13 protein-coding genes are annotated in these 22,690 nt (G+C 71.8%); 1 reads left to right on the forward strand and 12 read right to left on the reverse strand.

Features of this window, described 5'->3' with window-relative positions:
* Window positions 1-8: 8 nt before the first annotated feature.
* The 7 genes from ACIGW4_RS02945 to ACIGW4_RS02975 form a co-directional block, all read right to left on the reverse strand.
* The gene (locus ACIGW4_RS02945) at window positions 9-1,895 is read right to left on the reverse strand and encodes an amidohydrolase (protein ID WP_399578092.1); all 1,887 of its coding nucleotides are present in this window, start codon (window positions 1,893-1,895) and stop codon (window positions 9-11) included.
* Entirely contained in the window at window positions 1,892-2,845 is a 954-nt protein-coding gene (locus ACIGW4_RS02950; RefSeq protein WP_399578094.1) for an alpha/beta hydrolase, read from the reverse strand. The genes ACIGW4_RS02945 and ACIGW4_RS02950 overlap by 4 nt, the downstream gene beginning before the upstream one ends.
* A 45-nt stretch (window positions 2,846-2,890) precedes the next feature.
* Window positions 2,891-3,712: an alpha/beta fold hydrolase gene (locus ACIGW4_RS02955; protein WP_399578096.1), complete on the reverse strand. Its 822-nt coding sequence runs from the start codon at window positions 3,710-3,712 to the stop codon at window positions 2,891-2,893.
* Between the two features lie 112 nt (window positions 3,713-3,824).
* Window positions 3,825-5,276, reverse strand: a complete 1,452-nt coding sequence (locus ACIGW4_RS02960; protein WP_399578098.1) for a dihydrolipoyl dehydrogenase family protein — start codon at window positions 5,274-5,276, stop codon at window positions 3,825-3,827.
* Complete coding sequence (locus ACIGW4_RS02965) at window positions 5,276-5,854, reverse strand: Dps family protein (protein WP_399578100.1); 579 nt, start codon at window positions 5,852-5,854, stop codon at window positions 5,276-5,278. The genes ACIGW4_RS02960 and ACIGW4_RS02965 overlap by 1 nt, the downstream gene beginning before the upstream one ends.
* A gap of 113 nt (window positions 5,855-5,967) precedes the next feature.
* Window positions 5,968-6,477: a DoxX family membrane protein gene (locus ACIGW4_RS02970; protein WP_123456878.1), complete on the reverse strand. Its 510-nt coding sequence runs from the start codon at window positions 6,475-6,477 to the stop codon at window positions 5,968-5,970.
* Window positions 6,478-6,482: 5 nt separating this feature from the next.
* Window positions 6,483-7,145 (reverse strand): hydrolase, encoded by a 663-nt coding sequence (locus ACIGW4_RS02975; protein ID WP_123456877.1) that lies wholly within the window; start codon window positions 7,143-7,145, stop codon window positions 6,483-6,485.
* 370 nt (window positions 7,146-7,515) lie between these two features.
* Between ACIGW4_RS02975 and ACIGW4_RS02980 the strand changes: the two genes are divergently transcribed.
* On the forward strand, window positions 7,516-11,784 hold the full coding sequence (locus ACIGW4_RS02980) for a ricin-type beta-trefoil lectin domain protein (RefSeq protein WP_399578102.1): 4,269 nt from the start codon (window positions 7,516-7,518) through the stop codon (window positions 11,782-11,784).
* A gap of 73 nt (window positions 11,785-11,857) precedes the next feature.
* Here the strand turns inward: ACIGW4_RS02980 and ACIGW4_RS02985 are convergent, their stop codons facing one another.
* The 5 genes from ACIGW4_RS02985 to ACIGW4_RS03005 all read right to left on the reverse strand — a co-directional run bounded on the left by ACIGW4_RS02985 (window position 11,858) and on the right by ACIGW4_RS03005 (window position 21,836).
* Window positions 11,858-12,481: a hypothetical protein gene (locus ACIGW4_RS02985; protein WP_399578104.1), complete on the reverse strand. Its 624-nt coding sequence runs from the start codon at window positions 12,479-12,481 to the stop codon at window positions 11,858-11,860.
* A gap of 80 nt (window positions 12,482-12,561) precedes the next feature.
* Window positions 12,562-19,761, reverse strand: coding sequence for a polymorphic toxin-type HINT domain-containing protein (locus ACIGW4_RS02990; RefSeq protein ID WP_399578106.1), 7,200 nt, complete (start codon window positions 19,759-19,761; stop codon window positions 12,562-12,564).
* A gap of 409 nt (window positions 19,762-20,170) precedes the next feature.
* Window positions 20,171-20,638, reverse strand: coding sequence for a GNAT family N-acetyltransferase (locus ACIGW4_RS02995; RefSeq protein ID WP_399578108.1), 468 nt, complete (start codon window positions 20,636-20,638; stop codon window positions 20,171-20,173).
* Between the two features lie 56 nt (window positions 20,639-20,694).
* A complete protein-coding gene (locus tag ACIGW4_RS03000; RefSeq protein ID WP_123454042.1) occupies window positions 20,695-21,048 on the reverse strand; it encodes a hypothetical protein in 354 nt (117 codons plus the stop codon).
* Window positions 21,049-21,176: 128 nt separating this feature from the next.
* Entirely contained in the window at window positions 21,177-21,836 is a 660-nt protein-coding gene (locus ACIGW4_RS03005; protein WP_398713204.1) for a hypothetical protein, read from the reverse strand.
* Between the last annotated feature and the right edge of the window lie 854 nt (window positions 21,837-22,690).

Consider the following 22,690-nt stretch of genomic DNA (forward strand, 5'->3'; position numbering starts at 1 on the left):
TCTCCCTTTCAGTGGTCGAAGCAGGGGTCGACGAAGGACGGCGTCGTCTCGGGAGCGGAGCCGCGCGCGACGCGCCAGCGGCGGTGCTGCTCGGACTCGGCGACGGCCTCGGCCACGAGCGACGCCTGTCGGGCACCGCTCTGGTAGCCGCCGAAGTGGGCCACGGGGCTCCACTCGGGGCTCACCGGCGGGACGGCCTCGTCGAGGCCCTCGTACTCGGCGGTCGCCCAGACGATCCGGCCGCCGACGACGGTGAGGACGGACTCGATGTCGGGGATGACGTCCTCGGGCACGGTGAGGTAGTCGTCGGAGAGGATCGCGAGGTCGCCGTACGAGCCTTCGCGCAGGGTTCCCTTGACGTCCTGCTCGCCGGTGAGCCGGGCTCCCCCGCGGGTGTAGAGGTCGAGGGCGGTCTCGCGGTCGATCCGGTTCCCGGTCGGGGAGAGCGCCGTGCCGCCGACGGTCCTGCCGGTCACCAGCCAGTGGAGGGCGACCCAGGGGTTGTACGAGGAGACGCGGGTGGCGTCGGTTCCGGCCCCGACGGTCAGGCCCCGGTCGAGCATGGCCCGGACCGGCGGTGCGTGGGCGGCGGCCTCGGCGCCGTAGCGGTCGCGGAAGGCGGTGCCCTGGAAGGACATGCGGTTCTGGACGGACAGGGCGCCGCCGAGGGCCGCGATCCGGTCGAGGCTGTCGGCCGAGACGGTCTCCGCGTGGTCGAAGAGCCACCGGTTGCCGCCCGGGAACAGCCCTTCGGCCGCGAGCTTCTCGAAGACGGCCAGGTCGCGGCGGATCGTCTCGTCGTAGGTGGCGTGGAGCCGGAAGCCCCAGCCGTTCTCCATCAGCAGCCGGACGGCCTGCTCGAACTCTCCCTCGTACCCCGCGGCGAGTTCGGGCCGGGGCTCGGAGAAGTTCTCGAAGTCGGCGGCGGCCCAGGTCAGGTTCTCGCCCGCGCCGTTCAGCCGCAGCCACTCGTCCCCGTCCCCCGGCTTGACCGTCTCGGTCCAGCGCCTCAGGTCGGCGAGTTCCTGACCGGCCGTCTGCGGGAAGAGGTGGTAGGCGATCCGCAGGGACAGCTCCCCCGACCTGGCGAGGTCGACGACCGTGGCGTAGTTGTCGGGGAAGTTCTGGAACCCGCCGGCGGCGTCGACCGCGGAGGTCAGCCCGAAGCGGTTCAGCTCCCGCAGGAAGTGCCGTGTCGACGTCCGCTTGTCGGCCTCGTCGAGGGCCGGTGCCTTGGCCAGGGTGGAGTACAGGATGAGCGCGCCCGGCGCCGCGAGGAGCACTCCGTTGGGTTCGCCGTCCCGGCCCCGGACGATCTGGCCGCCGCGGGGATCGGGGGTGTCGCGGGTGAACCCGGCCGCCCGCACGGCGGCCCGGTTCATCAGGGCCGACTGGTACAGGTGCAGGACGAAGACGGGGGTGTCGGGCGCGGCGGCGTTCAGCTCGGCGACGGTCGGCATCCTGCGCTCGGCGAACTGCTCGGCGGTCCAGCCGCCGACGACCCGGATCCACTGCCCCTTGGGGGTGCGGCCGGCCTGCTCGCGCAGCATGGCCAGGGCGTGGCGGAGGCTCCGCACGCCGTCCCAGCGCAGCTCCAGGACGTAGTTCAGGCCGCCCCGGATGACGTGCAGGTGCGAGTCGTTGAGGCCGGGGATCACCCGGCGGCCCAGGGCGTCGACGACCCGCGTGCCCGGCCCCACGAGGTGGGCGAGGTCGTGGTCGTCACCGAGGGCCGCGACCCGGCCGTCGCGGACGGCGACGGCGCGGGCCCCGGGGCGGGCGGGGTCGCCGGTGAACACCTTGGCGTTGCGGACGAGGAGGTCGGCCTGCGCGGGTTCCCGGCGCCGGGCGGGGGCGAGGCCCGCCACCGGCATGCTCGTGGACGGCCCGGTCATGCGAGGGCCTTGCGCAGGGTGTCGACGGCGAGGCCGATGGCGAGTTCCGCGCCCCGCGTCTCGCGCAGCGCGTTCAGCATCACGAAGTCGTGGATGACGCCCTGGACGCGCAGGGCGGTGACGGGGACGCCGGCGGCGCGGAGCTTCGCCGCGTACGCCTCGCCCTCGTCGCGCAGGACGTCGGCCTCGGCGGTGACGACCAGGGCGGGCGGCAGGCCGGTGAGCTGCTCGGTGGAGGCGCGCAGCGGGGAGGCGGTGATCTGGGCGCGCTCGGCCTCGTCGGTCGTGTACTGCTCCCAGAACCACTTCATGGCGTCGCGGCGCAGGAAGTACCCCTCGGCGAACCCGTGGTACGAGTCGGTGTCGAAGCTCGCGTCGGTGACGGGGTAGAAGAGGACCTGGTGGACGAGGCGGACGTCGCCGCGCTGCTTGGCCATGAGGGTGAGGGCGGCGGTCATGTTGCCGCCGACGGAGTCGCCCGCGACGGCGATGCGGGTGCCGTCGAGGTCCTTGTGGTGGCCCTCGCGGGCGATCCACTGGGCGACGCCGTAGTTCTGCTCGATGGCGACGGGGTAGCGGGCCTCGGGCGAGAGGTCGTACTCGGGGAAGACCACCGCCGCCCCCGTGCCGACGGCGAGTTCGCGGACGAGCCGGTCGTGGGTGTGGGCGTTGCCGAAGACCCAGCCCGCGCCGTGGAGGTAGAGGACGACGGGGAGGGGGCCGGTGGCGCCGCGCGGGCGGACGATCCGGGCGCGGACGTCGCCGGTGGGACCGCCGTGGACGGTGACCCACTCCTCGTCGACCGCGGGCAGGGGAACGCCCTCGCCGCTCTGGACGTCGTCCACGGCCTTGCGGCCTTCGGCCACGGGGATCTGGTAGAGGTACGGCGGCTGGGCGGTGGCGTCGGCGAAGGCCTGGGCGGCGGGTTCGAGGGTCGGTCGGTTCGTCATGAGGGGTCTCCTTCGGAGGGTGTGCGGGACGGGCGGGTCGAAGCGTCAGCCGGTCGCCCGCGCGGCGGCGAGGATCACGTGGGTGACCACGGCCGGGCGGGAGACGGCCACGGCGTGGGACGCGTCCGCTTCGGTGATCTGTGAACCGGCGCGCCGGGCCATCCATCGTTCGGCGGCCGGCGGGATGTTCTTGTCGGCGGTGGCGATCAGCGCCCAGGACGGGATCGTCTTCCAGGCCGCTCCTCCGGCCTTCTCCTCCAGCGCGGCGGTGGCGACCGGGCGCTGGGCGGCGGCCATGACGGCCGCGTCCGCGGCGGGGACGTCGGCGGCGAACTGCTGGTGGAACCTGGCCTGTTCGATGACGAGTTCGGTGCCGGTGCCACCGCCGGGCAGCGGGTACGGCCGCGGGTTCACGGTGTCGCCGAGGGTGGAGCCGGGGAACCTGGCGGCGAGTTCGGCCGCGCTCTCGCCCTTGTCCGGGGCGAACGCGGCGATGTAGACGAGGGCCTTCACCCGGCTGTCGCCCACGGCGGCGCCACTGATGACGGCGCCGCCGTAGGAGTGGCCGACCAGGACGACGGGTCCGTCGACGGTGGCCAGCACGCCGCGCAGGTAGGCGGTGTCCGCGGCGAGACCGCGCAGCGGGTTGGCGGGGGCCAGGACGGGGTAGCCGGCGTGCTGCAGCCGCCTGATCGTGCCGCTCCAGCTGGAGGCGTCCGCGAACGCTCCGTGGACCAGGACGATCGTGGGCCTGGGATCGTGCCGGTCGGTACCGGCGGCGGCCGTGCCGCTCGCGGGTGCGGCACCGACCAGGGCGGTGAGCGCCACGGGCAGGGCGAGGGCGAGGGTGCGCCTCGTGGGGTGCATGAGGGGTTCCTTGTCAAGTGGTGAAGCGTGCGGGTGGTGAAGCGTTCGGGTGGTGCCGCCTTCGGATGGTGACGCGTGCGGTTGGTGACGCGTTTGCCGGCGGGTTCCCGGCTCAGAGGCCGTACGCCTCCAGGAGCCGTAGCCAGACCTCGCTCACCGTCGGGAACGCGGGCACGGCGTGCCACAGGCGCTCCAGGGGGACCTCGCCCACGATGGCGACGGTGGCCGTGTGGATGAGCTCGGTCGCCATCGGGCCGGTGAGGGTGCAGCCGACGACGACGCCCCGGGTCTCGTCGACGACGAGCTTGGCGAGGCCGCGGTAGTCGTCCGCGTGGAGCGCGGCGCCGGCGACGTCGTCGATGCGGTACTCCACCGTGCGCACCGCGAGACCCGCTTCGCGCGCCGCGCGTTCCGTGAGGCCGACGCTCGCCACCTCGGGACGGGTGAAGACGGCCTGCGGGACGGCGAAACGGTCGGCTTCCGCGCTCCACGGCTGCCCACCGCCGGTGACGGCCGGGCGCCCGGCGGCCCGCTCGGCGATCGCCGCCGCGCAGGCACGGGCCTGGTACTTGGCCATGTGGGTCAGCGGCGCGCGGTGGTTCACGTCGCCGACGGCATGGAGCCAGTCGCCGTCGACCGCGGTGACCCGGCAGGTGTCGTCGACCGGGAGCCGGCCGCCGACCGGCAGCCCGACGGAGCCGAGCCCGAGGTCCGTGGTGCGCGGGCGCCGGCCGACGGCGGCGAGGACCTCGTCGCAGACGAGGGTGGCGCCGTCGTCGGTCTCCACGGTCACGGTACGAGTGGTCTCGTCACGGGCGACCCGGACGGCCGACACCCCGAAGCGGATCGTGACGCCCAGATCGCTCAGCCCCCGGGTGACCTCCTCGCCCGCGCAGGGCTCCCAGCCGGTCAGCAGGGCCTGGTCACGGACGAGCAGGGTGACGGAGGAGCCGAGCGAGCGCCACGCGGTGGCCGTCTCGCAGGCCACCACTCCCCCGCCGATGACGACGAGCCGCTCGGGCACCGCGTCGGCGGTGGTGGCCTGCCGGTTGGTCCAGACGCCGATCCGGTCGATCCCCTCGACCGACGGAAGGGCGGGTTCCGTGCCGGTGCAGATCACGACCGCGCGCCGGGCCCGCAACGTCCGGAGCGTGCCGTCGGCCCCGGTCACCTCCACTCGGCGCTCACCGGCGAGCCGTCCATGTCCCCGTACGAGCGCGATGCCGGCGCCGTCGAGCCAGTCGGCCTGACCGGTGTCGTCACCGCGCCCGGTGAAGCGGTCCCGACGGGCGAGCACGCGCGCCGGGTCGAGCGGCGCCGTGACCGTCTGCCGGGCCCCGTCGACCGAGCGGGCCTCCGCGCGGGCCGCGCCGGGACGCAGCAGGGCCTTGCTCGGCACGCAGGCACGGTAGGAGCACTCGCCGCCGACCGCCTCGGCCTCGACGACGACGGCGGTCAGCCCCGACCGGACGACGCGGTCGGCGACGACCTCTCCGGCCGGTCCTCCGCCGACCACGACGACGTCGTACGCGTCCTCGTGCGTGTTCTCGTACGGGTCGTCCATCAGCCGCGTACCAGCGGGGTGTCCACGAGGTGCTCGGCCAGGAACCACACCTGCGCCTCGCCGGTGCGGACGACATCGGAGACGAGCAGGTCGGCGCTGCCCTCGTCGCCCTCCGCGGAGAGCCGGGCGGCGGCATCCCGGGCGTCGATCAGGATCCGCTCGTGCGCGTCGAGGAGCCGCGACAGCATGACGGGCACCGGCTCGACGCCGTCCGGCGGACGGGGGATCGACGTCAGCTCCGCGACGTGGCGCGGGTCTCCGACGGCGACGCCGCCGAGGCTCTGGACCCGCTCGGCCAGGGCGTCGACGATGGCCAGCTGGGCCTCCGCGTGCTTGTCGAGCATGAGGTGGAGCGAGTAGAAGGTCGCTCCGCGCATGAGCCAGTGGTGCTTCTTGTAGAGGGAGTGGAGGATCTGCGTGTCGGCGAGGACGCGGTTCAGCCGCTGACAGGCGTACATGCGGGTGTCGTGGCCGAGGCCGATCGGCAGCTGCTTGAGCGTGCCGAACGCCTGGGTCTCGGCGCCGTTCTGGTGCAGCAGCGGCTGGCCGCCGCCGTGTGGAGACGTGAGGGTGTCCATCGAATGCTCCTGTACGGGGAGAGGGGAGAAGGGGGGGTGGGTGGGTGGGTCCGGCCGGCCGGTCGGGGGCGCACGGCCGGCCGGACCCGGTCTGCGTTACTCGCGCCGAGCGCTCAGCGCTCGGCGATCGCCGGGTCGGCGGGGGGCCGGTGCAGGAGGAGCCGGGTGAGCAGCCCGCTGCCGAGACCGGCCGCGAGCGCGAGGGCGGCCCACCACAGCGGGTACGGTGCGAGGCCGAGGGCCGCGTCGAGGGACCAGGCGCCGGGACCGGTGGCGGCGAGGGCGGCGGCGGTACCGATGAGGACGAGCGGGTACTCGTATCCGTCGTTCTGCACCCAGAGGCCGTGGCGCCGTTTCACGGTGAGGGCGACCGTCATGACCCCGATGGCGCCGGTGGCGGCGAGCGGCGTCAGGAGGCCGGCGGCGAGCAGCAGACCGGAGCCGATCTGGCCGCCGCCCGCCGCCAGCGCGGTGACGGCACCGCCGCGGAAGCCGTCGGCGCGGAACTCCTCGGTGCCGCCCTCCAGTCCCTTGCCGCCCAGGTGCCGGCTGACCTTCTGCACACCGTGCCCGGCTACGAGCAGTCCCACCAGCAGACGCAGGATCAGAATGCCGGTGTCCACGGACGTCAGCCGGCCGCGTGCGCGCCGATGACCGACTGCGCGTACACCACGCCCAGGCCGTACGCGCCCGCGTGGGCCTTGACGATCTCCATGACGGCGCCGTACGTCTCCTGGCGCGCCCAGTCGCGCTGCAGCTCCAGGAGCACCTGGACCCAGGTCACGGGGACGGCGCCGGCGGCGACCATCCGCTGCAGCGCGTGCTCGTGGGCGGCCGGGCTGACGCCGCCGGAGGCGTCGGTCACGACGTACACCTCGTAACCCTGCTCCAGCGCCGAGAGCGCGGGCAGCACCAGGCAGACCTCGGTCCACAGACCCGACAGGACGATCTTCTTGCGTCCGGTCTCCTTGACCGCCGCGACGAGCGCCTCGTCCTCCCAGGCGTTCATGGTGGTGCGGTCGATGATCTCGTTCTTGGGGAACACCTCGGCGAGCTGCGGCAGCAGGGGACCCGAGAAGGACTCGGCGGCGACCGTGGTCAGAACGGCCGGCACGTCGAAGGCCTTGGCCGCCTTGGCGAGGCCCACGGTGCTGTTGATGATCGCGGCACGGTCGCCGCTGCCGGTGCCGAAGAACATCTGCGGCTGGTGGTCCACGAAGAGCATGACCGAGTTGTCGGGCGTGAGCAGGTCCTTGCTCGGAGCGGCCTGCACCTTGTCGATGTCGAACATGAGGGGTCCTTTCGAAGCGATCGGTGGCGCCCGCCGCCTCCGCGGCTCGGCACTTCTTCACGCTATGAGCGGCCCGGCCGACCGCGTTGACCTCCTGCGCCCAGGAGTTGGCACGACGGCGCACAACCGGTCGGGGCGAGAGCCGCGGACCGCCGGTCGGGCACCGAGCCCGCCGACCGTCCGGGGAAGCGGAAAGCGCAGTTCAACACGTGTGCCCGAGGGCTGCGCCCACGCTCCGTCAGTGATCAAACCGGACAAGGCCGCCCACACCGCCGAGGTGGCTTGACCCCACCTGTCCGAGCCTGCATCGTTCCCGACCGTATGCCCGCCGTCAGACCGGCGGGCCCGTGCGAGGGGACACTCGAACCGCATGTCAGACATAGCCGCGAGACGCCGGACCAGCCGGCCGTCCCGCGTCCGTACGATGGGCGTCGCCGGCCGGGGGACGGTGGCTCTCGCCACCGCGCTCGCGCTCGGCATGACCGCCGCGCCGCTCGCGGCGGCGGCATCGCCCGTCACCGCCGCCACCGGCGGCACCGGCCCGGCCGCGCACCCGGCCACCGGGCAGCCGAAGGCCGCCACCGCCGTCGACAGGGCCGTGCAGGACGCCCTGCGCAAGGCCGGGGAGACCGGCAGGCCCGTAACCGTCGACGCCCTGACGACCGAGACGTCGGAGACCGTCGCGCAGCCGAACGGCCACCGGCTCATCACGAAGGCCCACGCCCAGTCCGTACGGACCAGGCAGGACGGCCACTGGCGCGCGCTGGACCCGACGCTGGCCACCGGCCCCGGGAACACCGTCGTCCCGCGCGTGACCGGCGCCCGTCTCACCCTCTCCGGAGGCGGCACCGGCCCGCTGGCCACCATCACCACCGACGACGGCAAGCGGTTCTCCGTGACCGCGCCGTTCGCCCTGCCGAAGCCGACGCTGAGCGGTGCCACCGCCACGTACGCCTCGGTGCTGCCCGGCGTGGACCTGAGGATGACCGCGCTCGCCGACGGCGGCTGGCGCGAGGTCGTCGTCGTCAAGACGGCGAAGGCCGCGGCCGATCCGCGGCTGAAGCAGCTCCGGTTCCCGGTGCGCACCACCGGCCTGAACCTGTCCGCCGACCGCGCCGGCAACATCGTCCTCAAGGACGCCCGTGGCAGGGCCCGGCTGCACGCGCCCACCCCCTTCCAGTGGGACTCGTCGTACGCGGCCCCCGCGCCGCGCTGGACGAAGTCGGCCCGGCCGGGGACGGCCACTCCCCTGCCGGGTGTCCGGTCCTCGGCCGAGCAGCCGGGTGACGGGGCGAACGTCTCCACCATGAAGGTCACGGCGAGCGCCGACGCGCTGGTCCTGACGCCCGATCCGAAGACCTTCGGCAAGGGCACCGGCCCCTGGTACCTGGACCCGACGGTGAACGCCCAGGCCAACCGCCAGGTCAACGCCCAGGTCCAGGAGAACCACCCGACGACGTCGAACGTCAACACGCTCAGCAGCCTGGGCGTCGGCTACTGCGGCTACTCGGACTGCACCGGATACGGGCGCTACCGCTCGTACTTCCAGCTCGGCATCCCGTCCCAGCTGTTCGCCGACGGTTCGCACGGCACCGCCCAGATCGCGAGCGCCACGCTGGCGGCCTCGGTGGTCAGCTCCGCCGCACCCGGCACCAACAAGCCGATCGGCCTGTGGAGCACGCCGCTGATCCCGGGCGGCGCCACCTGGAACAACCAGCCGTGCGGCACCGGCTCGATCATGGCCGGCTGCACCAAGGTCGGCACCCAGTGGATCACCGGCAACGGCACCGTCTACTACGACGTCAAGTGGTGGATGCAGAAGGCCGCCGACGAGAAGTGGGGCAACTGGACGGTCGGTTTCGCCGCCGACGACGAGTACGAGAAGTACTACCGTCACCACCTGGGCGCGGACCCGTCCATCTCCATCGAGTACGACATCGCGCCCACCATCTGGTACCCGCGCACCGTCCCGACGCCCGGCTTCGCCGACAGCGGCAGCTACAACGACTGCCAGACGCCCGGCGGCAACGCCTGGTACAACCCGGGCTGGGTCGGCGCCAACCAGTTCATCAAGCTGCGGGTCAACACCTGGTCGCCGATCGGCTTCAACCAGCTGTACACCAACTTCCACATCTGGGACGACAACGACTCCAACTGGAGTGTCCGGCAGGACGTCGGCCCGACCGGCAGCTACGGCGAGGTCGAGTACTGGGGCGGCACCTTCGCGGACGGCCACCAGTACGGCTGGACCGCCAACGTCAGGGACGGCTGGCTCTCCTCCGGCGACACCCCGTGGTGCTACTTCCGGGTCGACAAGACCCCGCCGGCGCTCACCGTCAGCTCCACCGACTTCCCGGCCAGCGGCACGGTCAACGTCGTACCGAAGCTGAAGATCAACGACACCGGCACGTTCACCGTGAACGTCACCGACCCGGCGCCGGGCAGCGGCCTGAACGCCTCCGGCGCCGCCTGCTTCCGCTGGACGACGGACCCGACGCCGGTCACCGGCTGGAAGTGCTCCGACCCCGGCGTGGTCCGGGGCGCGAGCGGCAGCTTCGCGTACACGCCGCGGATCTGGGGCACGAACATCCTGTTCGTCCAGGCGATGGACGTGGCGGGCAACTACAGCCAGCCCTTCCCGTACACCTTCTACGTGCCGTGGAACCCGGCGAAGGGCGCGGCCGTCCCCGGCGACCTCGACAAGGACGGTCGCGGCGACATCCTGAAGCCGGACACCGCCGGCAACCTGATGCACATGACGGCGGACAGCGACCCGACCATCGCGCAGGCCGCCCTGCTCGGCCTCGCGCCGCAGGGCACCACCTGGAAGGACGCGCAGACCACGCACCGCGGCGCGCTGCGCTCCATGGGCGTCGACGACGTCTTCGCGCACACCACGGCCAACGCCGCGCTGAAGGGGAACCTCTACCTCTACCCCAACAAGGGTGACGGCACGTTCAACACGTACACGACCGTCGACAAGCCGACGACCTGGGCGGCGCCGGACGGCACTCCGCTCGACGCGGCGCCGGCCGGTTGGGTGCCGGACTGGTCCGAGGCGACCCAGATCCTCGCGCTCGGCGCGCCCAAGGCGACGCTGAACGACTTCGACGGCGACCTGGCCGCCGACCAGACCGCGGTGCTCGCGGTCGAGCGCGGCAACCTGTGGCTGTACCGCTCCAACAGCATCAACAGCCTCGACGCGGACGCCGTCCTGGTGTCCGGCACCGGGAACTGGGGCGGCTTCGAGCTCCTCAACCCCGGCTCGGCGAGCGGCAAGGCGCAGCCGACGCTGTGGACCCGCAGCCTGACCGACGGCACGCTCCGCTCGTACCCGATCGGCACCAAGTCCGACGGCCGGCTCGACCTGTCCGGTCTCGCCTCCCCGACGGGTCCGGCCTCGTCCGTCATCGGCAGCGGTCTGACCACCACGGCCTTCCCGAAGGTCGGCACCGTCGGCGACGCCACCAGGGACGGACTGGCGGACCTGTGGGCCGTCGCCGCCGGCAGCGAGAAGCTGATGTTCTGGCGCGGCAAGACCGCCTCGGGCGCGGCGGCGGGCACCGTCACCGGCTTCGAGGCCCCGGCCGAGCTCGGTGACACCACCGCTCCCGTCGACCGCATGTCGCTCGCCTCGGCCGCGGCGGGCAAGACGCCGGACGCGTACGGGAAGTTCCCCGGCACCGTCAAGGGCGGCGTCACCTTCACCGCCGACACCGTCAACGGCGCGCCGGCCACGGTGGCGACGTTCAACGGCACGGATGGTGTGATCGAGTCCGACGGGCTCAAGGTCGACACGACCAAGTCCTTCTCGATCTCGCTGTGGACGAAGGCGAACGCCCTCGCCGACGGCGTCGTCATCAGCCAGGACAACACCCAGGCCAGCGGTTTCATGCTGTGGCCCGCCACCATGGGCAACGGCTACGTCAACTGGCACCTCGGCATGGCCACCGCCGACAACGGCGGCTGGCCGTACGACACCACGGACGTGCGCAGCAGCGCGGCGCGGGCCCGGACGGGCGTCTGGACGAAGCTGACCGTCAGCTACAACGCGACGACCGGCCAGATGACGCTGTATGTCAACGACGCGCTCGCCTCGACCGGCTTCCACACGACGAAGCTGGCGGCGGCGGGTTCGCTGGTCCTGGGCCGCTACAAGTACCAGGGCAAGGCGAACAACTTCTACAACGGCTCGATCGCCGACGTGGTGGTCCACGACTACGCGGTCGACCCGGCGAGCGTGTCCGGCCCGGTGGTCTCGGACATGGCCCCGGGCGTCTGCCTCGACCTGTCGGGCGGCGTCGCGGAGAACGGCCGCGCGGTCCAGGCGTGGACCTGCAACGGCTCCGACGCCCAGTCCTGGAAGGGCATGCCGGACGGCAGCCTCCAGATCAAGGGGATGTGCCTGGACGCCCCGGGCAACGGCCCCTGGGGCAACGGCACCCTGCCGCAGCTGTGGACCTGCAACGGCGGCGTCAACCAGAAGTGGTACGTCCGCCCGGACGGCTCGCTCTACAACCCGGGCTCGGGCCGCTGCCTGGACCTGCCGAACGGCACGACGGCGAACGGGACGCGGCCGCAGCTGTACGACTGCAACCAGACGCGGCCGCAGAGGTGGCACACGGTTCCGGTGACGTGACCGGGTCGCTGGACGTCTGACACAAGGTCGAAGGCCGGTACCCCCGCGGGGGTACCGGCCTTCACGGCGTTCGTCAGCGATCCTGCGCCGTCACGTGCTCGAGCCAGCGGCCGGCCCACTGACGCTGCTCGGGTTCCAGCCAGTCGAAGTCGACGGCGATGCGGCGGGCGTGCTCGCGCAGTTCCGGGAGGCGGGCCGGATGCGTCAGGGCCGTCGCCCCGATGCCGTCCTGCCAGTAGGCTCCGCCCATCAGGACCTCTCCGTCGAGCGACATCATGATGAAGGCGGGGTTGTTCGCTCCCGCGCCCAGGATCCCGTTCTCACACCCGGCTCCGGCGATGTCCCAGCCGTCGGCGAGCGCCACCCGCACCCAGCGCCAGGACTGGAGCTCGGCGTCCTCGGACGTGTCCTGAACGGTGTCGACACCGATCAGGAACTCGGGGCGTCCCTCCGCCCCCTCGGAGAACAGTCCGCTCTCGCGGGCCAGCCGTTCCCATTCCTCGTTGAAACGACTGCTCAGGTCCTGCTCGTCGTGGGCCAGGAGGAACCCGTGCCTGCCGCTGTCGGGGCCGAGGTTCGACATGTAGCTGACCACGTTGACGGGGGGTAGGTCGTCGAGCGTCTCCATGACCCCGCGGAAGGCGAATCCTGCGGCGGAGAGTTTTTCCACAGCCTCCCGGGCCACTTCCATTTCCATGCGTCCTTTCGTGTGAAACAGCCGGGCGGGCCGCCCGGTGGACGGCCCGCCCTGTCACTTTCTCATCTCATGCGTGCAGGTCAGATACGGCGTGCGTAATGGAAGAGGGTCGGCAGGCCGTAATTGTGCGCTCCGTTCTTGAGCGGGAACCAGGCGATCTCGCCGGTGTTCACGTTCAGCATCACGCGGATCTGGTTGTTGCCCGGCATACCGATGTTGGTGCCGTCGTAGATGGGCGAGTTCACCCAGCTGGCCCAGCCTCGCGCGTTCGAATGGTTCTGGAAGAAGTCCAGCCCCTGGCTGTTCGATCGCTGCACGACACTCGGGTCGTTGGCGACCTTCCTGGCGAGCCGCTCGTGGTTGCGGGTCAGGAGCTCGTAGTTCTTGAAGTGCTCGTGCCATTCATCGCTACGAGCCTTGACCGCGCCCTCGCTGTACGGGTCGTCCTCGAACGCCGGATTCTCCGCGGTCTTGCCGTCACCGAGGTTGTCCCGGGTGGGGCCGCAGTTGTGGACCAGGAGCGGAGTCACGCCGGCCAGCACGTAGTACGTGTGCAGGCGGTCGACCGTGAGGTCGTACGTGACCACGGACTGGTGGTAGTTGCGGACCCGGGTGACGGTGATCAGCGTGCCGTCGGCGGTGCGCAGTTCGTGGCCGGCGGCCAGTCGGCTCGCCTCGGTCCAACGGCGCGTCGTGGCGTCCCAGAACGGGTGGTGCCAGGTCGTGGTCAGCTTGTCCGTCGTCCCGGCGGTGGAGGTCACGACCAGGTCGGTGAACTCCTTGTCGTCGGGCGTCGTGATCAGCCGCTCGACCTTCTCCGCGCGGGTCACACCCGTCTGCGGATCGGTCGCGAGGACCTGGTCGCCTTCCTTTACCGTCTCGATCTGCTTCGTCGTGCCGTCCGCCAGCTGGACCAGCGTGCCGGCCGGGAAGCTGTGCGGACCACCGATGGGGCAGGAGCCCGCTTCATCGGCTGATTTGGCCGCGTCGTCCGCCGCCTTCTTCTCGGCCGCGACCGCCGCGTCCTCGGCCGCAGCCGCCTCGTCCGCGGTCTTCCGCGCCGCGACCATGGCGCTCTCCGCCTCCCTGGCGATCTTCTGAGCGCCGCGGAAGGCGTCGTACGCCTTCTCTCCCTCCTTCCAGAGTTTGAAGGCCCGGATGCCGACCTTCACCGCCTTGAAGACCTTCGACCACGGGACGAAGTTCAGGGCCGTGTTGATGCAGCCCATGACGTCGCCCTTGGTGAAGCAGTCACGCGCGTCGTTGAAGCCGATCAGGTCGCCGACGACGTCGACGATCTTGCTCATCAGCTCTTCGCGCTGCTGCTTGGCCTTGGCGAGGGCCTCGTCGGCGGCCTGCTTCTGGCGCAGGGCCTCGGCAGCGGCGGCCTGCTTGGCCGCATTGTCGTCCTTGGCCTGCTGGGTGGCGGAGGTGGATCCGGTGTCCGTCTGGGTGCCGGAGCCGTCCGAGCCAGTGGGCTTGGGGCGGTAGGTGGGTCCACCGCACATGCCGTCGTCGTAGACGATGCACGTGCCATCCGGGTCCGACTTGCCGACCGGGTCGTTGTCGGCGTAGGCGTAACCGTTCCAGGACTGCGGGTCGCCCTCGTCGAAGAGCGGATCGACCGACAGGAAGCGCCCCGTCACCGGGTCGTACTGCCGTGCCCCCAGCGTGGTGAAGCCTGTGTCCTCGAGGGTGCCGCCGACGAAGCCGCGGCTGCCCGCCCAGACGCCGGCGCCCGGCTGGGTGCCGCGCGCGTTGCCGAACGGGTCGCTCGGACGACGGGCGGTGGCAAGGGTCCCCGCCTCGAACTGGACGCCGTTGGTGCCGTGCGGATCGGCGGCCTGGTAGTACAGCTTGCCCGTGCCGGCCTTGGTGACGCGGGTGATCGAGAGACCGCCCGGCGCCGGATAGGTGCGGGTGTCGGAGAGCGCGCCCGTCGCCGTGTCGAGGATGACCTCGTCGGCACCGACGTAGAGCGTGACCTTGCCCGGCGAGCGGCGGATCAGCTGGCTGCCGGACGCGTCGTAGACGTAACTCGTCGTGCCCTTCGCCGCCGTGTCCTCGACGGACTCGATCCGTCCCTCACCGTTCCAGTTGATCTTCTTGGTGCCGGAGGTGTCGGTGACGGCCGTGGTGTTGCCGGCGGCGTCGTATTGGTACGTCGCCGTCTTCACGTCAGTGCCGACGGTCGTCTTCGACGTCGTCAGCGCGTGCGGGCCGCCTGTGCCGCCGCCCGTGTCCGGTGCGGTGGTCGGGGTGTTCGGACCGGTGGCGAAGGTCTGGTCGACCGTCTGGTCCTTGGTCGTCACACCGGTCGGGTCGTGCCGGACCAGCTTGGTGCGGTTGCCGGTCAGGTCGTACCCGTACGACTGCCAGTACGGCGACGGGCCGCCGATCCGCGTGGCGGCGTCCGCCGCCGTCGGCTCGGCCGGGTTGGCGCAGCCGCCGATGCCGGAGACCGACGGGGCGGGCGCCGTGGTGATGCCGCCCTTGTCGGTCCAGGCGGCGCTGAGCCGGCCCAGGTAGTCGTAGGTGAAGCACTGCGTGTCGACGCTGGTGCCGTCCTGCACGTTGCGGGCCGAGGTGAGCGAGCCCGCCTTGCTGTAGGTGTAGGTGGTGAGGTCGACGTGGTTGCCGGCGAGCTGGCTGTCCAGGGTGGACTGGGTGACCCGGCCGGTGCCGGCGTCGTACAGCTGGGTGGTGACCACCTGAGAGCCGTACGGACCGACCGTGGTGCGCGTGGGTCGGCCGAAGGCGTCGTACTGGACATCGGTGACCAGGGCGGACTTGCCGCTGGAGCCGATGAAGTTGCCGTCGACGTCGTAGGAGTTGGTCAGCCGCTCGGCGGTCATGCCGCCGGCCGCCGGCAGGGTCGTGGTCTTCGGCAGGCCGAGGACCGGGGTGTACGTCACCGAAGATGTGTACGTGCCGGCGAGGGCACCCTCACTGGCTGGGATCGTCACCGACGCGCCGGTGGGGCGGTAGCCGATGTCGTAGCCAGTGACGGTCGACTTGTACGCCTGGCCGTTGACGAAGCGGGTGGCCGAGTCCGGCTTGCCCTTCGCCTTGGCGTCGTACGTCCACTCGAGGGTCTTCTTCGAAGGGTCGGTGGTGTCCGTCCCCTCGTATGCGGCGGTCTGCCGGCCGAGCAGGTCGTACGTCTGGCTGACCGACCGGCCGCGCGCGTCCGTGGCCGTGGTGAGCCGGCCGCCCGCGTCGTACGTGCTGCGCCTCTCCCCCGAATCCGGGTCCAAGCTGCTGGTCACCTGGCCCAGGACGTTGTAGGTGTAACGCCACTCGTGCCCCGAGGAGTCCTTGCGGAGCACCGGGTGCCCGGCGATGTCGTACGACGTCGTCGTCGCGTCGTACGCCCCCGCAGGCGCGTTCGACTTGTACTGCCGGACCTCCGTCGTCCGCCCCAGCGCGTCCGTGATCGTCGAGCTCGCGAACCCGCCCGGCGGCGGCGTCACGTCGATCCGGTCCGCACCGGCGTACGTCGTCGTCGTGCGCCACTGCTCCTGGCCGTACGACATGAACTTGCTGACCGTCACCCGGCCCAGGCCGTCGTACTCGTTCCACGTCTGCGCCGGGATCTGCGCGTCCTGCGGGACGAAGACGACCGGCGTCGGACCCGAGTCGTTGTTGAAGTACGACGGGGTCGTCTGGACCTGGCGGCCCTGGGTGTCGAAGATCGCGTCCGAGATCAGCCGGCCGACGGAGCCGAACGGCGGCTGCGCCTGGGTCTGGCGGACCCGGCCGAAGCCGTCGTGGATCTGGATGCTGGTGCCGTAGCTGCCGTCCTCGCGCAGGTTCTGCGTGGTGATGGCGGCCGGGGCGTCGCGGTTGGTCTTGAGGTCGTACGAGAACTTCTGGTTCGGGGACTGCGTGGCCTTGTCGCGGCCGGGCTTCCACACCGCGACCAGGCGGCCGAGGGAGTCGTACTCCTCGTCCGTGAAGCGCCCGTTCTCGTCCACCGCGCGGGTCGGCAGGCCGCGGCCCGGGTCCATCGTGGTGGTCGAGGTCCAGCCCAGCGGGTTGGTGACCGCCACGGAGGTCGGCAGCGCGCCCTCGGCCGGCGTGTACGCCGTCGTGGTCGTCGCGCCGTTCGGGTGCGTGGCGTCCTTGGTGTTCGGGTCGGTCGTGGAGACCTGGCGGCCGTACTTGTCGAAGGCGGCCTTCGCCGTGACCCGGTAGTTCGCCGAACCGTCCGCGTTGTACGAGCTGAGGACCTCGGTGGAGGTCTGCAGCGCGCGGGCACCGACCGTGCCGAGCGGCTGGTCGTCGTACAGGTTGCGGGTGTCCGCGATGGTGTTGGCGGCGTTCGGCGTGGCACCGCACGGCCCGGCAAGGGTCAGGACCCGGTACGGGAGCTCGATCAGCATCGGGTTGGCGCCGGAGGCGTAGAACGTCTCCGTGCACTGGCGCTGCTCGGGCTTGGTGACGTCACCGAAGACGTCGACCTTCTGCACGCGCGCGGCGTGGGAGAGGTCGGTGTCGTAGGTGACCTCGCGCTTGGTCTCCCGCCAGGTGCCGTCGGCGAGCCGCGACCGCTCCCGGACCTGGGAGGTGTTGACGAAGCGGGCGGTGACCTTCGGCAGTCCGGACACGGACGGCGTGTGGGTGGAGGTGACCTCCGACCGCCACGGGGTGCTCAGCTCGCCGCTGAGGACCTTGGCGTCCGGCGCGATCGACTCGAAGGTCTGGGTCTCGCGGACGAAGCCCGCGTACTCCTCCTCGTCGGTGATGGTGCCGCCCCAGGTGTCGGTCACCTGGCCGCCCATGCCGCGCAGGAAGGTGGCGACGGACTTGCTCTTGGGGCCGTCGGTGCCGTTGCCGGTGGTCGTGGTCACCGTCGCGTAGCCGCGGAAGTTGTCGTACGTGCGGCTGTCGTCGTCGGCGAACTCGGATTCGTTGCGGTGCCAGGCGGCTCCGCCGCCGTACGCGTACTCGGTGACCCGGGCGACCCCGGAGGTGACGCGGGACTCCTGGGTGACCGAGTTGACCAGGTACTTGTGGAACCAGTCGAGCGAGGGCGCGGTGCCCGCCGGAGAGCCCGGCTTGACCCACTTGACCGGCATGCAGGCCATGGTGTTGGTCTCGGGCGAGGCGGGCATGGTGCCGGCCAGCCGCGAGCACTCCACCTGCTTGTAGCCGACGTTGATGCGGCCGCCGGTCTCGGTGACGATCTCCGTCATGCGGGGCCGGTTGAACCGCGGGGCGGTGACGGTTACCTCGTCGACCCGGTTGGGCATCTGCATGCCCGTGAAGGTGACCGGGGGCAGGTCGAGCGCGGCGAGGCCGTTGGAGCCGGTGCGCTTGATCGACTGGAGCCACATGGTGGGGCTCTGGGTGGTGTCGTCGGGGTACGACCAGCCGTGGGTGAGCGTCCAGTTGTCGACGGTGCGGTAGCCCGTGCCGACGAGGACGTCGGTCTTGACCTCGGCGAGCCGCTTGGAGGTCCAGAAGGTGGGGCCGTAGACGGTGCAGGTGCCGCTGCTCGCGCAGTTCTGGTCGAGCGGGGTGTCCTTCCACCGGCTCTGGTTCGCGAGGGTGCGGTCCGCGGGCTCGCAGCCGCTCGTCTCGAAGCAGCGTTCCTTGGCCGTGAAGGTCATCACGACGGCGGGCTTGAGGCCGCCCTTCGCGGCGACCTGCTCGGGCAGGCGCTGGCCGTAGGAGACCGTACGGGGCTGGGAGGCGCGCTGGTACTTGGTGGGAGCACCGTTGCCGTTGTTCTGGCCGCCGCCCCGGGCGTACCAGTTGTCCTCCTGGTCGTACGCGTAGCTGATGAGGTTGCCGTGGAGGTCGACGATGTAGTCGAGGTTCCACTGCCAGCCCATCTGGCACCACGAGGCGAGTCCGGTGGAGGCGCTGTAGCAGGGGTTGCCGGCCTTCGGGTGGTACACCGGCACGGTGTTGACCGAGTTCGAGGCCGGGTCGGTGCCGTCCCCGCCGGGCAGGTGGTTGGCGCCGAAGTAGTACTCGGTGCCCTCGGTCGTGGTGACCTTGAAGCCCTCGCCGTTCCAGGCGCCGTTGTTCAGCCCGGTGAGCGGGGTGATCTTCGTGCCGTCGTCGCCCTGGAGGCGCAGCACACCGGTGGTGTCGTCCTTGACGACCTGGCCGGAGTGTCCGGCCAGGTTGAGGCTGAGGGTCTGGCCCGCCCAGCACTCGTCGCCGGACATGTCGATGCCGCTCTTCAGGCACGGCTTGTACTGCCGCGAGATGAAGCCCGGGGTGTAGGACCAGCCCTCACCGGCCCAGGACGCCTGGGAGTTGGAGGCGGCGGTCATCCCGTCGACGGTGGAGGAGTCGTAGCCGAGCATGACGCTGGGCGCGGCTCCGCCGATCGCGGTCGGCATGGAGAAGGTGTAGCTGTACGTGAAGTTGCCCGCGTTCGAGCCCGCGCTCCACGACATGGAAGGCGAGAGCGGGGTGGCCGCGAACGAGCCGCCCGAACCGGAGGCGGCCGGCTCGGCGGCGAGCACCATGGCGCCGGACGTCGACGACGGGGCGGGGGAGCGCCGGGCGCCGCTCGCGGCGCTCGTCTCCGTGGCGCCCGTCGCGGGCAGGGTGACGTCGGCGGTCAGCTTCCCGGTGAACGGGTCCAGGGTGGACGGGACGGGCGTACGGGTACGGCAGCCGGCCTTCGCGGGGGTCGTCAGCGCGCAGGCGGGCATCCGCACGAGGCGGGCCCGGTCGCGCCAGGCGCCGGTGCCCTGCAACGTGGTGACGTCGAGTTCGACGCGGACGGCGCGCCCGGCCTCGGCGGCGGGCGAAGCGCCGCGCACCGTGATCAGGTTGCCGAACGCGCCTGCGGCCCTGGCCGTGGACGGGTCGCTGACGGTGACGCTGACGGAGGCGGCTCCGGAAGCGGTGCCGGCGTCCGCGGTGGTGCCGCCGGCGGCCTTCCTCGCGCCCCTGTCGGACGTGGTGGGCCCGGTGGGCCCGGCCGGCTTCGCGGCGCCGAGGTCGGCCACGGAGACGGGCAGGCGGCCGGCGCGTATCGCGGCGGCCTTGCGGCCGGCGCCGGGCGCGTGCGGCAGGGTGACGGTGGCCGTACCGGTCGGCACCGGCTTGCGGGCCGCGCGCCAGCGGCCGGCGGTGCGGGGGTCGGCGGAGGTGCCGAGCTCGCCGGGGTCCGTGGCGCCTTCGACGGACCTGGTCTTGTCCAGCTTGGTGTTCGGCGGCGTCCACACCTTGGGGTGGGGTCCGCGGGCGGCCTGCGCCTCGGGGACCGTCACCAGGGACAGCAGGACCGCGAGCACGGAGGCCAGGATCACCGACAGTGATCTACGTCTGTGTCTGGACCACATGGGTGGGTGGGCATACCACGCCCTCATAACATCTCCAGGTACTTCAGGGCAGCACAAAACGACGCCCGGCCGGTTCCGGCGGGGCGTCACCGCACGCGAGGAATGCGATGCGGTCATCCGCACCCTAGGGATCAAAGAGCCATCAACACCACGCTTCACCAGCGGATTTGACGGCTCCTTTACTCTGCCGAAAACAGACGATCAAGGGATATCGCGGGAATGCCCCACCTCTCCCCTCCGCCAGTTCCGGCCCACCGGCCCGCCCGCCCGGTCGCCGCGCCGCCCGCCACCCCGGAACCGGCCGTGGGGGGGGGGGGGGGGGGGGGGGGGGGGGCGCCCCCCCCCCCCCCCCCCCCCCGCCGTCCCGCATGTCTCCCTATATGTCGAGCACGCCGACGGTCTGGCCGCCGCTGACCTCTCCGGTCGTACGGAATCCCAGCCGCTCGTAGAAGGCGCCGGGCCCGTCCTCGCCGGGCTCCCAGGTCACGTGGAGCAGCCGCTCGCCGCGCCGGCGCAGCTCGTCGCGTACGGCTTCGACGGCGAACCGCCCGTACCCCCTGCCCTGGGCGCCGGCGGCGATGTTGAGCCGCCAGAGGCCGCTGCGCCGGTCGTCGGGGTCCTGCTCCTCGTCCCACGGGATGTCGAGGAAGGCCATCAGGAAGCCGACGAGCTCGTCGCCGTCGAAGATCAGCCGCGGCCAGGCGTTCTCCCCGAAGGCGTACGCCTCCGCGAGGGACTTCACGACGGGAGCGACGTTGCGCTCCTGGTGGGGGTGGACGCGCAGGCCGAGGGCGGCGTCGACGTTGGCGGGGGTGACCCGCTCCAGGCGGAGTGACGTGCTCATGCGGTGGACGGTAGCGAGCCGCCGCCGTCTCCGCCCGTCGATATCGGGTGGGCCCGCTACGGCCTGAAGAACATCACCGAACGCAGCTTCAGCCGGTCACCGGCCGGGCGGCCGTGGGGCCGGAGGGTCCAGGAGTCGCCCGAGCAGTCGGTCCCGGTGAAGACCATCGCGTACTCGTCGGTGTCGTTGTGCGGCGCGAAGGCGGGCTCGGAGGCGCCCGGGTCGGCGGCCTCGGCGATCGTGATGCACTCGCCGCTCGCCGGGTCGTGCAGCGTGATCCACTGCTGGGAGCCGTCGATCCCGACGAACCGGTAGCCGAAGTCGCCGGTGGCGGCGTGGGCCGGGGAGGCCAGGGCGGCGGTGAGGGCGAGTGCGCCGCAGACGGCGGCGACGGAGTGGCGGAGACGCACGGGGTTCTCGTTTCGGTGGAGACGGCCAAGGTCGTCCCACCTCTAACCCCCTCCCCTGTTCCCCAAGCGGCGCACCGCAGCCGGAAGGTTTCGCCCTCACCCGTCCGGCGCAGGGACGGGACGGGGCCCTACGGGGTGAAGACCTCTTCGAGGCGGTGGATCGCCCCGTCGTCCCCGGTCTCGTACCGGAAGACGAGCCCCGAGTCGGGGTGGGCGTTCACCCAGTCGATCAGCTCCTGCACGCCGATCCGCTGGTTCTCGGTGCTGGTGACGATCGGGTTGGTGGCGGTGACGTACGCGGCCTGGTCGAGGGCCCAGCGGCTCTCCTCGCCGGTGACGACGAACGGCCCGCCGTCGGAGTCGGGCGATCCGCAGCCCCAGGCCCCGTGCTGGACGACGAGGTTCACCTTGCCGGTGCTGCCGTCGAGCTCCTCGATCCGGTAGAGGGCGAACTCGTCGGGGTCGACGTCGTCGGGTCCGGGCGTCGAGTCGACACAGCCGGCGGGAGCGGGCTTGGCGGTGGGCTTCGGCGCGGGCGCGGGCTCGGAGGTCTTCGGGGACGCCGGCTTCTTCACGACCGGAGCGACGGTCGGGGCGGCGGTGGGAGCGGCGGTCGGCGTGCCGCCCCCACCCGATCCGGCCGTTCCGGGAGCGGAGGTGCTCGCGGCGGGCGCGCTCGGCGCGGCACCACCGGCGGCGGCACCTCCCTGCTGACATCCGGTGAGCACGGCGGCGAGCGCGCCGGCGGCGAGCGTGAGGACAACGGGTCTGAGACGGTCGGCGTTCATCGGGAAGCCCCTCTTTCACGGGCGGCCGTCCACACGGCCACCCTCCGGCCGGAACGTAGCAACGCCCCCGTCACCGCGAAAGCGCCGGACCCCGCCCTGTCACAGACCTGGTACGCCCACCGGACACCGCCCGAACAGGACGGAGCCCCCGACCCGCCGGACACCGCCCGAACGAGAAGAAGCCCCCGACCCGCCGGAAACCGGCGGGCGGGGGCTCCGAGGCGTGAAGGTTACTTCTTGCCCTGGTTCTTGATCCGACCTGGGGCGGTATCGGGCTGTTAGCCCCTGACCTGCGGCTCAGCGGTCATGACCTGTCACGGTTGGCCGCCCTCGATCGCCCTTCCACGGCCCAGACACGGCCCAGCGGCCGGCTACTTCCGCTTCTTCTTCGCCTTGCGCTTCTGAACCTCGTAGGAGGACCACTCGCCGCGGTGACGGTCACACCTGGACGCTCCGATCATGGCAAGGCGCTGACACCGAGTCCCCTTCTGCGTGAGCGCTCCGCACTTGGACTGCGTTCGAGCCACTACTCCCCCTGGTGCCATCAGACGGACAGACCAGCAGAGTGTGTCGAGCGCTCCTGGCTCTGCGGAAGGCGCATGCGGGCGCACGACGCCTGTCCGCAGGGGCATTGGGGCGCACAACAGGTGAGAACACCTCTTTAGGAGAGCGGGAGGGCGGGGCCGTACCTGGCCTGCGCGGATGCTGCGGGAGCTGATCGGCACCCCAGAGCCCGAGCACGCCCCTCGTTCCCCGCAGTTCCCCGCACGATCTGGCACGGATGTGGCACGGTCTTCGCCACCCTCTGTCAGTGCCTCGGGGTAGCGTCCACCGGCGCGGTCGGCTTCCGGGGG

Origin of the sequence: Streptomyces sp. NPDC053513, from assembly GCF_044544765.1 — a bacterium.
Classification (GTDB): Bacteria; Actinomycetota; Actinomycetes; order Streptomycetales; family Streptomycetaceae; genus Streptomyces; species Streptomyces litmocidini.

Bases quoted from the DNA above. Each gene is read 5' to 3' on its own strand.
- ACIGW4_RS02945 (WP_399578092.1), bottom strand. From the start codon at position 1,895: ATGACCGGGCCGTCCACGAGCATGCCGGTGGCGGGCCTCGCCCCCGCC.
- ACIGW4_RS02995 (WP_399578108.1), bottom strand. From the start codon at position 20,638: ATGAGCACGTCACTCCGCCTGGAGCGGGTCACCCCCGCCAACGTCGAC.
- ACIGW4_RS02955 (WP_399578096.1), bottom strand. From the start codon at position 3,712: ATGCACCCCACGAGGCGCACCCTCGCCCTCGCCCTGCCCGTGGCGCTC.
- ACIGW4_RS02975 (WP_123456877.1), bottom strand. From the start codon at position 7,145: ATGTTCGACATCGACAAGGTGCAGGCCGCTCCGAGCAAGGACCTGCTC.
- ACIGW4_RS02985 (WP_399578104.1), bottom strand. From the start codon at position 12,481: ATGGAAATGGAAGTGGCCCGGGAGGCTGTGGAAAAACTCTCCGCCGCA.
- ACIGW4_RS02980 (WP_399578102.1), top strand. From the start codon at position 7,516: ATGTCAGACATAGCCGCGAGACGCCGGACCAGCCGGCCGTCCCGCGTC.
- ACIGW4_RS02960 (WP_399578098.1), bottom strand. From the start codon at position 5,276: ATGGACGACCCGTACGAGAACACGCACGAGGACGCGTACGACGTCGTC.
- ACIGW4_RS02965 (WP_399578100.1), bottom strand. From the start codon at position 5,854: ATGGACACCCTCACGTCTCCACACGGCGGCGGCCAGCCGCTGCTGCAC.
- ACIGW4_RS02950 (WP_399578094.1), bottom strand. From the start codon at position 2,845: ATGACGAACCGACCGACCCTCGAACCCGCCGCCCAGGCCTTCGCCGAC.
- ACIGW4_RS03005 (WP_398713204.1), bottom strand. From the start codon at position 21,836: ATGAACGCCGACCGTCTCAGACCCGTTGTCCTCACGCTCGCCGCCGGC.